This window comes from Streptomyces sp. JLBT605, assembly GCF_058215555.1.
The window spans coordinates 3,993,238-4,007,382 of sequence record NZ_CM177087.1 but is presented as its reverse complement, the minus strand read 5'-3'; the positions used below and the strand labels follow the sequence as shown (position 1 = coordinate 4,007,382).

Genomic DNA, 14,145 nt, shown 5'->3' with positions numbered 1-14,145 from the left:
CCGGCGCCGGTACGGCGCGCCGCTGTGCGTCAGGCTCAGATGAGGCCGAGGGCGCGGACGGCCTCGCGCTCCTCCGAGAGCTCCTGGACGGAGGCGTCGATCCGGGTGCGGGAGAACTCGTTGATCTCCAGGCCCTGGACGATCTCGTACTTGCCGTCCTTGGTGGTGACCGGGAAGGAGGAGATCAGGCCCTCCGGGACGCCGTAGGAGCCGTCCGACGGGATGGCCATGGAGGTCCAGTCGCCCGCGGCGGTGCCGTTGACCCAGGTGTTGACGTGGTCCAAGGCGGCGGAGGCCGCGGAGGCGGCGGAGGAGGCGCCCCGGGCCTCGATGATGGCCGCACCGCGCTTGGCCACGGTCGGGATGAAGTCCTCGGCGAGCCACTTCTCGTCGTTGATGACCTCGGCGGCGTTCTTGCCGGCGATCTCGGCGTGGAAGACGTCCGGGTACTGGGTGGCCGAGTGGTTGCCCCAGATGGTGACCTTCTTGATCTCGGAGACCGGGACGCCGGTCTTCTTCGAGAGCTGGCCCAGCGCCCGGTTGTGGTCCAGGCGGGTCATCGCGGTGAAGCGGTCGCGCGGTACGTCCGGCGCGGCGGCCTGGGCGATGAGCGCGTTGGTGTTGGCCGGGTTGCCGACGACCAGGACCTTGATGTCGTCCGCGGCGTGGTCGTTGATCGCCTTGCCCTGGGGCTTGAAGATGCCGCCGTTGGCCTCCAGCAGGTCACCGCGCTCCATGCCCTTGGTGCGCGGGCGGGCGCCGACCAGCAGGGCGACGTTGGCACCGTCGAAGGCGACGTTCGGGTCGTCGGTGATGTCGATGCCCTGAAGCAGCGGGAAGGCGCTGTCCACCAGCTCCATGGCGGTGCCCTCGGCGGCCTTCAGCCCCTGCGGGATCTCCAGCAGGCGGAGCTTGACCGGCACGTCCGCGCCGAGGAGGTGACCGGAGGCGATGCGGAAGAGCAGCGCGTAGCCGATCTGGCCGGCGGCGCCGGTGACGGTGACATTGACGGGAGTGCGGGTCATGGCGGTCTCCAGCGTGTTATCAGAGCTTAGATCTCTTGGTGTCGAGATACCCGCGTCAGGCTATCCGACCCGGCCGCGTCCGGGGCCCGCCGCCCCCGTTGTGTCCCTTGTCACCACGGCGTCACGCAGGGTACGGCGCGCGAGCGGGGTGACCCCAGGGTGAGCAGGGTGAGCGGGTGCGGATCCGTTGCCGACGGGACGTACTGGCGGCCGCCTGCCCGCTCAGGAGGGGGGAGTGCAGACGGCCGCCATGGGTGTCACCCGTGGGGGGTTGACCTGCGCCTGCCCCGGATCTGCGTGCTCATGCCAGATTCATCGGCAGTTTTTCCCGGAGTGCCGGCACAGACTGCCCTCTTCGACATCCAGCGAGGCTGTCGGCGTCGCGACATCCCCGGGCTCTGCCTCATCGGACGGTGCCTCACCACCGCCCTCGGCCTCCCGCCAAGGGCCCCCGGGCGCGCTCTCCCCCGGTTCGAAGGGGCCGCCCTCCGGCGGGCCCTCCGAACCGGACCACTCCCCCGTGAGCCCGTCCGAACCTTCCGGACCTTCCGGGCCTTCTGAGCCTTCAGAGCCTTCAGAGCCGACGGTGATGAAATCCGGCTCGCCGTCGCTGTCGCCGGTGAGCACGACCTCGCCGCCGTCGACCGCCGCGGTGAGGGTCACCGCCTCGGGTGACGCGGTCGCCACCATCCGGGTCCGGTCGACGCCGTCCTCGGCAGGCCGGACGCGGGAGCGCGCCTCGTCCGAGTCGGCCTCCAGGGTGGCGACGGCCTCCTCGGTCTCCATCTCGCCCCAGGCGGCGTGACAGCGCGGGCTGTACCAGATCCGCAACCGCACTCCGTGGGCCTTCCCCTGCGTCACACGCTGCTTGTCATCCGCGCAGTGGTACGCGGCGGGGTCGCGGTTGGAGCACTCGGCGCCCCGGCAGCGGGCGCTCTCCCCCTGCTCCCCCAGCCCCCAGGCCCCCGCCGCGACGGCGAGCCCGCCGCCCACGGCGGCCAGCAGGATGGCCATCGCCACCGGCAGCCGGGGCCGCCACCGCCATCGCCAGGAGCGGTCCGCCCGGCGCGGCGGCTCCGGGAGGACGTCACCTCCGGACGTCGACGGATCCGGCTCCGCTCCCCGCTCGGGCTCCGCTCCCCGCTCGGGCCCCGGCTCCTGCCCCGGCTCGGGCTCGGGGTTCGGCTCGGGCTCGGGCTCCGGTCTCGTCCCGGTCGCCGTCTCCGGCGCCGTCTTCCCCGTCGTGAACTCGTCCTTGGGCCAGGCGGCGGCCGCCATCTCCCACAGCACGGTCAGCCGCCGCGGGTCCGCGCCCGCCACCGCGCCGATCGCCAGCACCGCCTGACGGGGCGGCAGTTTCTGGCCGGCGAGATAGCGGTGCCAGGAGGACTTGCTGTACGCGGTCTTGTCCGCGAGGGCGACGAGGCTGAGCCCGGTGCGGTCCTTGAGCCGCCGCAGCTGCTCGATCAAATGCCGGACTTCCGACGGCAGTTCCCCGGGCAGCGCTGTCCAACGCGCCACTGATTCCACCCCCCGTGTGGCCCCGATTCAGCATGCGGAAAGACGGACCGGCCGCCCGGAAGGTTGCGCTCCGGTCGGTCGGCCATCCCATCGCCGTCCGCGAAAGGTGTCCGGTCCACCGGCATCCCAGCAGGTCAGCGCGTGGGACGTCCCATGCTCTCCCAGCCGGGCCGATCTTGCTGGCCCGGCGGCCGGGTCGGCCCGCAGTCTCGGAAGGGCAAGCCGGGCGGCGCGGTTCTCCACCCGCGCCGCCCTCACCACACAGGGGGAGGAACAACCCACATGTCCATGCGCACCATCAGCAAGGCGGTCGTGCTCGCCACCGCCACCGTCGCCCTCGCCTCCGGTGCCGCCATGGCGGCACCCGCGGACCAGGCCGACCAGACGGCCCGGACCGCCGCCGTCCGCTGCACCGGCTGGAAGGAGATCCGGGTCGACAACAACGCCGCGGGCGCGAAGTACCGGGAGTGCGACACGGGGTCGGGCCCGTATCGGAAGACGTCCGCCGAGATCTACCTCTGGGACAACAAGCACGACGGCAAGATCGCGCAGGTCCACGTGCGGGCCGGCTGGGGATCGGGCGACGTGCTGATGCCCGTCACGTGGCACCACTACTACGGCTGGGGCGACGAGAGCCACCACAGCCCGCTGATCAAGACCGGCTGGCACCGCGGTAACGAGATCTCGGTCAGGCTCGCCGCCGTGCGCGGCTGATCACAGCACGACGGTGGCCCGTCCCCACGGGGGGGACGGGCCACCGTCGGCCGCGCACCGCGAAACCCAGCGCGCGGAAAAGCCGCGGAGCTCACACATGGCAAGGCCGCGAAGCTGCTCAGCGCACGGTGAAGCGGACCACATCGTTGAGGACCGGGAAGTTCAGCCAGGGATTGGGCTGCGCCATCATCGCCAGCATCACGATGGCGAAGCCGAGTCCGCCGTAGGTCAGCAGATCGGTGAAGCGCGAGCGCACCGCCAGCATGCCCACCTCGGGCAGCGTCCAGCGCAGCACCGCGCCGAGCAGCAGCGACAGCCCGATGATCAGCGTGCCGGCCCGGAAGGCGTCGAAGGCGACGATCAGCAGCCCGGCGCCGACCCCGGCCATCACGGTCAGCAGCGGCCACTGCCGCACCGGCGCCGGGGCGCCCCCGGGCGCGGCGCGGCCGCCGCCCTCCGGCCGCGCGGTGTCCCGCGTGATCATGGGGAAGCGTCGCGACTTCCGGGGCGCGTCCGGACCGCCGGTGCTCCCGGGAGCGCCGGAGCCCGCGGCCCCGGGCTCCTGAGGCGCCCGGTCGCCTTCCGGCGTCCCGGGCCCGGTCGGCCCCGTCGAGCCCGTCGGCCCTGTGGACCCCGTCGGTCCGGTCGGCCCCGTCGGGCCGGTCGATCCCGTGGACCCCGTCGAGTCGGTCGGTCCGGTCGGTCCGGTCGTCACAGCTTCACCGCCTGACATCCCCGGAGCGGCGGCGCCGGCCTCAGCCGGCATCGCCGATCCCGGCGGCCCGCTCGGCCGCCTCCACCACATTGACCAGCAGCTGGGCGCGGGTCATCGGGCCCACCCCGCCGGGATTCGGCGAGAGCCAGCCCGCCACCTCGGCGACGCCCGGGTGCACATCGCCGACGATCTTGCCGTCCGCGTTCCGCGAGACACCGACGTCGAGAACGGCGGCGCCCGGCTTGACGTCCTCCGGCTTGACCAGGTGCGGCACGCCCGCCGCGGCGACCACGATGTCCGCCCGGCGCAGGTGCGCCGCGAGGTCACGGGTGCCGGTGTGGCACTGGGTCACCGTCGCGTTCTCCGAGCGGCGGGTGAGCAGCAGCGGCATCGGCCGGCCGATGGTCACCCCGCGGCCGACGACCACCACCTCCGCGCCCGCGATCTCCACGCCGTGCTCCCGCAGCAGCGTGACGATCCCGTACGGGGTGCAGGGCAGCGGGCCCGGCTCGTTCAGGACGAGGCGGCCCAGGTTCATCGGGTGCAGACCGTCCGCGTCCTTGGCCGGGTCCATCAGCTCCAGGATGCGGTTCTCGTCGATCCCCTTGGGCAGCGGCAGCTGGACGATGTAGCCGGTGCACTCCGGGTTCTCGTTGAGCTCGCGGACGACCGCCTCGATCTCCTCCTGGGTGGCGGTGCCGGGCAGCTCGCGCTGGATCGAGGCGATGCCGACCTGGGCGCAGTCGCGGTGCTTGCCCGCCACGTACTTCTGGCTGCCGACGTCGTCGCCGACCAGCAGGGTGCCCAGGCCAGGGGTGACGCCCTTGGCCTTCAGCGCCTCGACCCGGGTGGCGAGGTCGGATTTGATCTTGGCCGCGGTGGCCTTGCCGTCGAGAATCTGGGCGGTCATGGGGTCATCCTCCCGGATGCGGGGACGTCGGTTCCAGTCAGGGGCCGCACCGGGCCTTCGGCCGCGCGGTACGAGGTGGTCGGCCGGCGTGACGGCGCGGGCCGCCCCCGCCTCGGGGAGGGCGGCCCGCGCCGTCATATGTCGTTCGCCGACGCTCCGGTCAGTGGAAGAAGTGGCGGGTTCCGGTGAAGTACATGGTCACGCCGGCCGCCTTGGCGGCCTCCACCACCAGCTCGTCGCGGACCGAGCCGCCCGGCTGCACCACGGCCCGGATGCCGGCCGCGGTCAGCACCTCAAGGCCGTCGGGGAAGGGGAAGAAGGCGTCGGAGGCGGCGTACGAACCGGCCGCGCGCTCCTCGCCGGCCCGCTGGACGGCGAGCCGGGCGGAGTCGACGCGGTTGACCTGCCCCATGCCGACGCCGACGGTGGCGCCGTCCTTGGCGAGCAGGATCGCGTTGGACTTGACCGCGCGGCAGGCGCGCCAGGCGAAGGCCAGCTCGGCCAGCTCGGCGGCGTCCAGCGCCTCGCCGGTGGCAAGCGTCCAGTTGGCCGGGGAGTCGCCCTCGGCCTGGAGCCGGTCGCGGCTCTGGAGCAGCATCCCGCCCTCGATCGGGCGCGCCTCCAGCGCCTGCGCCGGGGCGTCGGGGCAGCGCAGCACGCGGATGTTCTTCTTCCGGGAGAGGACCTCGACGGCGCCCTCCTCGTAGTACGGCGCCACGATGACCTCGGTGAAGATCTCCGCGACCTGCTCGGCCATCTCCAGCGTCACCGGCCGGTTGACGGCGATCACGCCGCCGAAGGCCGAGAGCGGGTCGCAGGCGTGCGCCTTGCGGTGGGCCTCACCGACGTCCGCGCCGATCGCGATGCCGCAGGGGTTGGCGTGCTTGATGATCGCCACGCACGGCTTGTCGTGGTCGTACGCCGCCCGGCGCGCGGCCTCGGTGTCGACGTAGTTGTTGTACGACATCTCCTTGCCGTGCAGCTGCTCGGCGGTGGCGAGGCCGCCGGTGGAGCCGCTGACGTAGAGCGCGGCGGGCTGGTGCGGGTTCTCGCCGTAGCGCAGCACGTTCTTGCGCTCGTAGGTGGAGCCCGCGAAGGCCGGGAAGCCCATGCCCTCGTCGTCGGCCGCGTAGTCCGCCGCGAACCAGTTGGCCACGGCCACGTCGTACGCCGCGGTGTGCCGGAACGCCTCGGCCGCCAGCCGCTTGCGCGAGCGCAGGTCGAAGCCGCCGTCCGCGACCGCCTTCAGGACGTCGCCGTAGCGCTCCGGGTTGACGACCACAGCCACGGACGGGTGGTTCTTGGCGGCGGCGCGGACCATCGAGGGGCCGCCGATGTCGATCTGCTCGACGCACTCGTCGGGGGTGGCGCCGGAGGCGACGGTCTCCCGGAACGGGTAGAGGTTGACGATCACCAGCTCGAACGGCTCGACGCCCAGCTCGGCCAGCTGCGCGCGGTGCGCCTCCAGCCGCTGGTCGGCGAGGATGCCGGCGTGGACCCGCGGGTGCAGGGTCTTCACCCGGCCGTCCAGGCACTCCGGGAAGCCGGTCAGCTCCTCGACCTTGGTGACCGGGACCCCGGCCGCGGCGATCTTCGCGGCGGTCGAGCCGGTGGAGACGAGCTGCACACCGGCCGCGTGCAGACCCTGGGCCAGCTCCTCAAGGCCGGTCTTGTCGTAGACGCTGACCAGGGCGCGGCGGATGGGGCGCCGGGCGGTGTCGCTCACGGTGGTGGCCTCGGCGTTGGTGGCGGTCACGGGATTCTTACCTTTCGTCCCTCGATGCGGAAGCCGTTGCGGGCCAGACGCCCCACGACATCGACGAGCAGTGAACGCTCGACTTTCTTGATCCGCTCGTGCAGGGCGGATTCGTCGTCCTCGTCCCGGACCTCGACCACGCCCTGGGCGATGATCGGGCCGGTGTCGACACCCTCGTCGACGAAGTGCACGGTGCAGCCGGTGACCTTGGCGCCGTACGCGAGCGCGTCGCGCACGCCGTGGGCGCCGGGGAAGCTGGGCAGCAGCGCGGGGTGGGTGTTCACACAGCGGCCGCCGAAGCGGGCGAGGAACTCCGGCCCCACGATCTTCATGAACCCCGCCGAGATGACGAGGTCGGGCTCGTGCGCGGCGGTCGCCTCGGCGAGCGCGCGGTCCCACTCGGCGCGGGAGCCGTAGTCCTGCACCCGGCACACGAAGGTGGGGATCCCGGCCCGCTCGGCGCGCTCCAGCCCGACGATGCCGTCCCGGTCCGCGCCCACGGCGACCACCTGAGCCCCGTAGACGGCGGCGCCGTGATCGGCGATGGCATCGAGCAGCGCCTGCAGATTGGTGCCCGAGCCGGACACGAGGACGACCAGGCGGGCCGGAGCCGGCGAGGCGGGAGAAGGCGCAGAGGCCACGGCGGGGTTCTCTCTCACGGTGACGGTGCTGGGTGGGGCTGGGCTGGGGTCGGGCTGGGGTCGGGGTTCGTGCGGTCGGCTTGGCGCGGTCGGGGTTCACGCGGTCGGGCTTTGTATGGTCCTACAAGCCGACGAAGCATCCGATTCCAGGGAACTCTACGAAGCCGCCGACCGTCGGCAACGATACCGGCACTCCGGACGGCCCCCACGGGACGGGTGCGGGCGCGGGAGGTAGCGTCTGGGCAGGACAAGCCCACAGACACCGTGGTGGCAGTGGCGGTACCGATGTACCGCCTGGGGGCGGCGGCACTTCCGTATCGCGTACCTACGCGCTACCCCGTACCGTGCCCCCGGGTACACGATGACGACACAAGGGGAAGACACACTCCACATGCCGGACCGACGCCGCCGCGCGGCTCACTGCCCCGCCCCGACCCCCGACTCGACCGGGGGGCCGCGATGAGGCGCGCCCGCATGCCGCACGCACCGCTGACGCGGGAGCGGCAGTCCCCTTCGTCCTCCCCCACCCCCGGGGGCACGCCCGGAGGCCAGGGCGAGCACAACCCGTTCGCGCCGCCCCCGGAGGACAGCCCGGACCAGCCCTGGCAGCCCCGGCACCACCCGATGACCGACCCGGGCCACGGCGAGCAGCCCCACGGCGGCCCCGGCGCCGGTGGCGGCTCCGGGCACGGCGGTGACGGCAACGGCTCCGGCGGTGGCTGGGGGCCCGGCGGCGGCGGCTGGGGCCCTGGCGGTGGCGGCAACGGCTCGGGCTCCGGCCAGGGCGATGGCGGGTCCGGCGACGGCCGTGGCGGATCCGGCGACAGCAACGGTGGGTCCGGCGAGGGCGCCGACGGCGGGCAGCCGCCGCGACCCGACCAGCCGCCGCAGCCTCCGGCCTGGGGCAGCCAGTGGAGCAGCCGTCAGCCCGGCCGGCAGGGCGGCGGTGGCTTCGGCGACAGGCCCGGCGAGCGCCCCACCGGCCCGAACGGCCAGCGCGGCCCCGGCCTGCGCTGGGACCCCACCGACCCGGCCCAGCGGCGCGCCCGATACGCACTGCTCTCGGGCATGTGGGCCTTCTTCTTCGCGCTCTTCAGCCTCCCGGAGATCGCCCTGCTGCTCGGCGCGCTGGCGACGTACTGGGGCGTCAGCTCGCTGCGGGCCAAGCCGCCCCGCCCCGCCCCGGACCAGCCGGCAGCCGCGCTGGACGCACCTCCGCCGGCTCCGGACGCCGTCCGCACCCCGCTCCCCGCGCCCCGGCCGCAGTCGGCGAAGCCGCAGGCCACGGCGGCGATCAGCGGTCTGGTGACGGGTGGCATCGCGCTCGCCATCGTGGCGGCCACCTTCAGCGCCCAGATCGTCTACCAGGACTACTACACCTGCGTGGACGACGCCCTGACCCAGCAGTCCCGCCAGACCTGCGAAGACCTCCTCCCCGACCAGCTCCGCCCCCTGCTCAGCACGGACGACTGACGGCCGGGCCGGCTGCTGGCTGCTGGCTGCTGGCTGCTGGCTGCTGGCTGCTGGCTGCTGGCTGCTGGCTGGGACGATCCTCGGGCTGGCACGGGTAGTCCGCCAGGCGGGCACGGGTGGCCGCGGGGCCGTCACAGGTAGTCCGCCGAGTCGGCGGACGCGGCCGCCAGGCCAGGCACGGGTAGCCGCCGGGGGCTCGGGTAGCCGCCAGGCCGGCATGTGGCCGGGCCAGCATGGGTGGCCGCCGGGCCGACAGGGGTAGCCGCCGGGTGGGCTCGGGTAGGCCGCCAGGCCGGCACTGGTGGCCGCTGGGCCGGCGGGGAACGGCCGACCCGAATACTGATCAGTCCTGGTCCTCCGCCTCCGGGGGCACGCCGTAGGCGAAGGGCGGTACGGCCGCTCTCCGCCGGGCCGCCGGGCCGTCCTGGCCGGGCTGGCTCCCGCCGTACGCGGCCGAGGGGCGGCGGCCGGGCAGACCGGCGCGGGGCCCTCGGGGCGTGCCGTCCGATGCGCCGCCGATCGTCACCTCGTCGATCGGCCGCGCGTCCCGGCCAGTCTCGTCCTCGGCCGGAATCGGCACCACCGCCGGCCCCTCGCCCGCCCGGGCATCGGCCACCGGCCCGTCGGCCCCCGCGTCGTCGTAGAGCGGGGCGTCGTACTCCCGGAAGGCCGCGGCGGCGCTCCAGCCATCGCCGGGCGTCGCCGAGGGGCGAGCACCACCTTCACCACCCGCGCCACCGGCCTGCGGGGCCGGCCGTCCCGCGCCGGACCCCACACGCCGCTCCGGCCGCCCGCGGCGGGGCGGCCGCGGCAGCCGGCGGGACACGCCGCGCAGCCCTCGCCGAGGCTCCCGCGCCTCCCGCTCCCGCCCCTCCCGCTGCCGCGCGACCGCCCCCGTCAGCCCGCCGGACCTTCCGCCGCCCGCGCTCTCCGCCTCGTTGTGGCGCCCCCTGCCCGCCACGTCCGCATCTCCGCCGAAGGCTGCGCCGGAGTCCGCGGCGGCCGCATTCGCCTCAGCCTCGCCGGCGGCTCTCGCCGCGTCGGCCGCACGTGCCGCACGTGCCGCGCTGGCCGCCGCTTCTGCCCGGCGGCGCCTGATCGTCCGGTGCAGCCGTCGGCACCAACGCAGCCCGAGGGCGCCCGGCACCCCGATGATCGCGCTCCAGCCGAGGGCCGCGGCGCCCGTGAGCCACCCGTTGGGGCCGAAGTCCGCGAGCGCCCGCGAGCCGAGCGGGCCGCCTGCGAGCAGAGCCAGCACGGTCGTCACGCAGCCGCAGCCGAGGGCCGCGAGCATGGCGGTCAGCGCGGTCTCCCACCAGCCCCACACCGGCGCGTCCGCCGCCACTTCCCGGCCGTCTGCCGTCGGCCTCTCATCGCCCGCCCCCGCGACTCCGTCGGCCGCCAGGGACCCAGCGCCCCCAGCCCCGCCGTCGCAGCCCGCCGACTCTGCACCCGTTCCCACCGCCGCACCGCCAGGCCCCGCCGATCCAGCCCCCGCTCCCGCCGCCGCACCGCCGGGGCCCGCTGCCCCAGGCCCAGCCGCCACGGCCGAGCCTTCGCGCCCGGCCGCCGCGGACGTCTCGCCCCCTGCCTCGTCGCCACAACCCACTGCCGCAGCCCCCGTTCCGGCCGCCGCACCACCGCCGCTCGCCGATCCCCGCCCAGCGGGCATCGGCGCCCCGGGCACAGCCGCGCCTCCGCCCCCTGCCACCGCGGACCCAGCGCCCCCACCCCAGCCCGTCGGCTCCGCCCCGGCCCCCGCCGCCGCACCATCGCGGCCCGCAGCCCCAGGCCCAGCCCCCATCTGCGCGCCTCCGCCCCCAGCCGCCACGGACCCAGCGCCCCCAGCCCCACCACCACAGCCCGCCGCCCCAGGCCCGGCTCCCGACCCCGTACCGCCGCAGCCCGCCGCCCCGGGCACAGCCGCGTCGCCGTCCTCTGCCGCCGCCATGGGGCCGGCTGCCGCCTCTGCGTCGGCGCAGCTCGTGGCCGCGGACCCGGCGCGCGGCGCCGTTCGCGACCCCACCCCCGCATCACCGCGACCCGCCTCGCTACCAGCCCCCGCGCGCGCACCGGCGCTGCCGGACGCCGAACGCGCCGCGGCTCCGTCACCGGCCCCCACGCCACCACCGGCCCCCACAGCGCCGCCGGGCGCGGGACCTGGGCCCGGCGGCGATGGCAGTGGCGCCGTGCCCACCGCCGCGCCGGAGACGAACCAGGCCACCGACAGCCCCACCGCGAGCGGCACCAGCGCCGCCGGGATCCAGTGCAGCAGCGAGCCCTGCGCGCTCTCCTCGGGGAGCGCGGCCAGCAGCGGGAAGGGCGGCAGTTCCGGGTAGCCCGTCATGGCGAGCGGGCCCACCACACTCCCCGCACCCACGGTGAAGCCGGGCCCCAGCCCGTAAGCGGCGGCCCAGACGAAGGCGTTCGGCAGCAGCGCCAGGCTCAGCAGCAGCACCGAGACGCGGCCCGACACAGCGGTGGTGAGCTGCGCGAACGTGCCGTGGACCGGGCCCGCGTGGACCACCAGCGAGAGCGTGGTGAGCAGTGCCCCGGCGCCGATCATGGCGAGCATCGCACCCCCGGTGGCCCGAAGCGCGGCGGCCCGGCGGCGGCGGTTCAGCCAGCCCGGGGCATGCAGCGCCTCGGCGAGCCGCGGGCCGCCGAGCGCCGGTGCGCGGCTCAGCAGCCGGCGCACGGCGGCGGGCAGCAGCGCGTAGGGGCGCCCGCTGCCGGACCAGGCGCCGGCCGCGACCACGACCAGCGTGACCACGGGCAGCCGCAGCAGCGCCCCGAACGGCTCCACCCGTACCGGGCCCTGCGAGGCGTACACCACCGCGGCCAGGCCCACCAGCAGATAGCCGCCGGTCACCCAGGCGATGGCCCGGCGCGGTACGAGCGGGGGCGTGGACAGCGCGAGGAGGACGGGCGGGGCGGTGTGGCCGGCGCCCCAGGACACCGGCTCCGGGGGCTCCATCGCATACCGGGCCGCACGGTGCAGCAGCCAGCACGGCAGGAGGCCGAGCAGCAGCGGAGGCAGCCCGATGGGCGCGGAACCGCCGCCCACGGCCTCGCTGCGCACCAGGGGCGCGCCATGCGCCAGCAGCCACAGATCCGCGGCGGTGTGGAGCGCTCCGCTCGGTGCGGTGCCCGGGAAGGGCGAGCTGATCCACAGCAGCAGGACCACGACGGCCAGGGTGCCCAGGCCGAGCGCGGCGGCCACCACTCCGCTGAAGAACGCCTGCCCGACCGCCGAGGTGTCACGGGCCGCGGAGTAGCCACGGGGAAACAACGACGGGCTGCGGTCGGTCAATTGGGTCACCCGGCCATGCTGCCAAGAACATCCGATTTGTTCGCGCAGCAGGCGAATAGTCGCCGTGTCGCGGAAGATGTCGGTATGCCACATTTCGCACAGTTTGTCGGTTGCAGCGCGAGTGACACCTCTGACGAGACGGGTGAGGCGATATGGCGCCCGGCATAGCCGGTGCCGGGCCCGGCCCTGAGCCCGGCACGGACGAGGAGGACACCGTTCCGCTGCCCGTGGTGCCCGCCGGCGTCGGCCCGCCCGGTCCCACGGCGGCGGCCGACGGCGCCACCCCGGCCAGGGCCTTCGACGTCCTCTACGCCCACCACGCGGCGGATCTCACCCGTCAGGCGTATCTCCTCACCGGCAGCCCGCGCGCGGCGCGGCGCTCCGTGGAGCGCGCCTTCCGGCTGGCCTGGCAGCGCTGGCCGCAGGTCGCCAAGGACCGCGACCCGGCGGGCTGGGTGCGCGCGGCCGCCTATGAGTACGCGCTCTCGCCACGCCCACGGCCTCGCGACCGCCGCCCCGGCAAGAGCCTCCCGCCCCTGCTCGACGCGCTGCTCTGCCTGCCCCGCCCGTACCGGCGTGCCCTGCTGCTCTTCGACGGGGTGGGCCTCGGCCTCCCGGAGACCGCCGCCGAATCGGAGGCGACCACGCGGGCCACCGCCAACCGTCTGCGGCACGCGCATGAGGCGCTGGCCGCGCACCTGCCCGAGCTGCGGTCCGCCGGGCCGGACGAGCGGAGTCGGATCCTCCGGGGACAGCTGGCCGACGCCGCCGCCGACGCGCACTCCCTGGAGATCCCCCCGGCGGGGGCCGTACGGGCGGGCAGCGAGCGGGCCATGCGCCGGTGGACGCAAGCGGCGGCCGGGTTCCTGGCGGTGCTGGTGCTGGGCGCCGCCGGGACGACGCTGGTCGGGCAGGACCGCGACGACCCGTCCTCCGAGCCGGCCCGCCCCGCCCCCGCGGCGTCGCCCTGACGAGGACGGCGGGCGGGCGTCGACGAGGACGGCGGGCGCGCTGAACCCCCCTGGCATCCGGCTCGCAACCCGGCCGGCCGACGAACCGCCCGCAACGACCACGGGCCCGCACCCCCATATCAGGGGTGCGGGCCCGCGATGGTCCAGCCGGGTGCCGTCACTCAGCCTTCGAGTAGGCGGCTCAGCGGTCCGGGTGAGCCAATCAGCCCTCGAGCGCGGCGCGCGCCAGACGCGCGGTCTCGGACGGGGTCTTGCCGACCTTGACGCCCGCGGCCTCCAGGGCCTCCTTCTTCGCCTGGGCGGTGCCGGAGGAGCCGGAGACGATGGCGCCGGCGTGGCCCATGGTCTTGCCCTCGGGCGCGGTGAAGCCCGCGACGTAGCCGACGACCGGCTTGGAGACGTTGGCCTTGATGAAGTCCGCGGCCCGCTCCTCGGCGTCGCCGCCGATCTCGCCGATCATCACGATCAGGTCGGTGTCGGGGTCGGCCTCGAAGGCGGCCAGGGCGTCGATGTGGGTGGTGCCGATGATCGGGTCACCGCCGATGCCGACGCAGGACGAGAAGCCGATGTCACGCAGCTCGTACATCATCTGGTAGGTCAGGGTGCCGGACTTCGACACCAGACCGATGCGGCCGGGCTTGGTGATGTCGGCCGGGATGATGCCGGCGTTCGACTGACCCGGGGTGATCAGACCCGGGCAGTTCGGGCCGATGATGCGGGTCTTGTTGCCCTTGGCCTGGGCGTGCGCCCAGAAGCTGGCGGTGTCGTGGACCGCGATGCCCTCGGTGATCACCACGGCCAGCGGGATCTCGGCGTCGATCGCCTCGATGACCGCGTCCTTGGTGAACTTCTCCGGGACGAAGATGACCGTGACGTCCGCGCCGGTCTTCTCGATGGCCTCGGCCACGGAGCCGAAGACCGGGATCTCGGTGCCGTCGAAGTCGACGGAGGTGCCGGCCTTGCGCGGGTTCACACCACCGACGATGTTGGTGCCGGAGGCGAGCATCCGACGGGTGTGCTTCTGGCCCTCGGAGCCGGTCATGCCCTGGACGATGACCTTGGATTCCTTGGTGAGGAAGATAGCCATGGTGTTGGTGTCCCTCGTC

At 74.7% G+C, this 14,145-nt stretch carries 11 protein-coding genes; 3 read left to right on the top strand and 8 right to left on the bottom strand.

Features of this window, described 5'->3' with window-relative positions:
- Positions 1-35: 35 nt before the first annotated feature.
- On the bottom strand, positions 36-1,025 hold the full coding sequence (locus AC4BDD_RS17400; protein ID WP_490686363.1) for a malate dehydrogenase: 990 nt from the start codon (positions 1,023-1,025) through the stop codon (positions 36-38).
- Positions 1,026-1,337: 312 nt separating this feature from the next.
- Positions 1,338-2,546 (bottom strand): helix-turn-helix domain-containing protein, encoded by a 1,209-nt coding sequence (locus AC4BDD_RS17395; RefSeq protein ID WP_490686362.1) that lies wholly within the window; start codon positions 2,544-2,546, stop codon positions 1,338-1,340.
- Between the two features lie 282 nt (positions 2,547-2,828).
- Here AC4BDD_RS17395 and AC4BDD_RS17390 point away from each other — a divergent pair, with 282 nt between their 5' ends.
- On the top strand, positions 2,829-3,260 hold the full coding sequence (locus AC4BDD_RS17390; protein ID WP_490686361.1) for a hypothetical protein: 432 nt from the start codon (positions 2,829-2,831) through the stop codon (positions 3,258-3,260).
- A 118-nt stretch (positions 3,261-3,378) separates the two neighbouring features.
- Here AC4BDD_RS17390 and AC4BDD_RS17385 read toward each other — a convergent pair whose 3' ends face one another.
- The 4 genes from AC4BDD_RS17385 to purN all read right to left on the bottom strand — a co-directional run bounded on the left by AC4BDD_RS17385 (position 3,379) and on the right by purN (position 7,282).
- On the bottom strand, positions 3,379-3,744 hold the full coding sequence (locus AC4BDD_RS17385) for a DUF3017 domain-containing protein (RefSeq protein ID WP_490686360.1): 366 nt from the start codon (positions 3,742-3,744) through the stop codon (positions 3,379-3,381).
- A 271-nt stretch (positions 3,745-4,015) separates the two neighbouring features.
- Positions 4,016-4,885 carry a bifunctional methylenetetrahydrofolate dehydrogenase/methenyltetrahydrofolate cyclohydrolase gene (locus AC4BDD_RS17380; protein WP_490686359.1) on the bottom strand — a complete coding sequence of 290 codons (870 nt, stop codon included), beginning with the start codon at positions 4,883-4,885 and terminating at the stop codon, positions 4,016-4,018.
- Positions 4,886-5,045: 160 nt separating this feature from the next.
- Positions 5,046-6,641 (bottom strand): bifunctional phosphoribosylaminoimidazolecarboxamide formyltransferase/IMP cyclohydrolase, encoded by a 1,596-nt coding sequence (purH, locus tag AC4BDD_RS17375; protein ID WP_490686358.1) that lies wholly within the window; start codon positions 6,639-6,641, stop codon positions 5,046-5,048.
- Positions 6,638-7,282, bottom strand: a complete 645-nt coding sequence (gene purN / locus AC4BDD_RS17370) for a phosphoribosylglycinamide formyltransferase (protein ID WP_490686357.1) — start codon at positions 7,280-7,282, stop codon at positions 6,638-6,640. The genes purH and purN overlap by 4 nt, the downstream gene beginning before the upstream one ends.
- Positions 7,283-7,756: 474 nt before the next feature.
- Between purN and AC4BDD_RS17365 the strand changes: the two genes are divergently transcribed.
- A complete protein-coding gene (locus AC4BDD_RS17365) occupies positions 7,757-8,755 on the top strand; it encodes a hypothetical protein (protein WP_490686356.1) in 999 nt (332 codons plus the stop codon).
- 343 nt (positions 8,756-9,098) lie between these two features.
- On the opposite strand, the gene AC4BDD_RS17360 is transcribed toward AC4BDD_RS17365, so the two are convergent.
- Positions 9,099-12,077 (bottom strand): cell division protein PerM, encoded by a 2,979-nt coding sequence (locus tag AC4BDD_RS17360; RefSeq protein ID WP_490686355.1) that lies wholly within the window; start codon positions 12,075-12,077, stop codon positions 9,099-9,101.
- A gap of 143 nt (positions 12,078-12,220) precedes the next feature.
- Between AC4BDD_RS17360 and AC4BDD_RS17355 the strand changes: the two genes are divergently transcribed.
- Entirely contained in the window at positions 12,221-13,039 is an 819-nt protein-coding gene (locus AC4BDD_RS17355) for an RNA polymerase sigma factor (RefSeq protein WP_490686354.1), read from the top strand.
- A gap of 202 nt (positions 13,040-13,241) precedes the next feature.
- On the opposite strand, the gene sucD is transcribed toward AC4BDD_RS17355, so the two are convergent.
- A complete protein-coding gene (sucD, locus tag AC4BDD_RS17350) occupies positions 13,242-14,126 on the bottom strand; it encodes a succinate--CoA ligase subunit alpha (protein WP_490686353.1) in 885 nt (294 codons plus the stop codon).
- Positions 14,127-14,145: the final 19 nt, after the last annotated feature.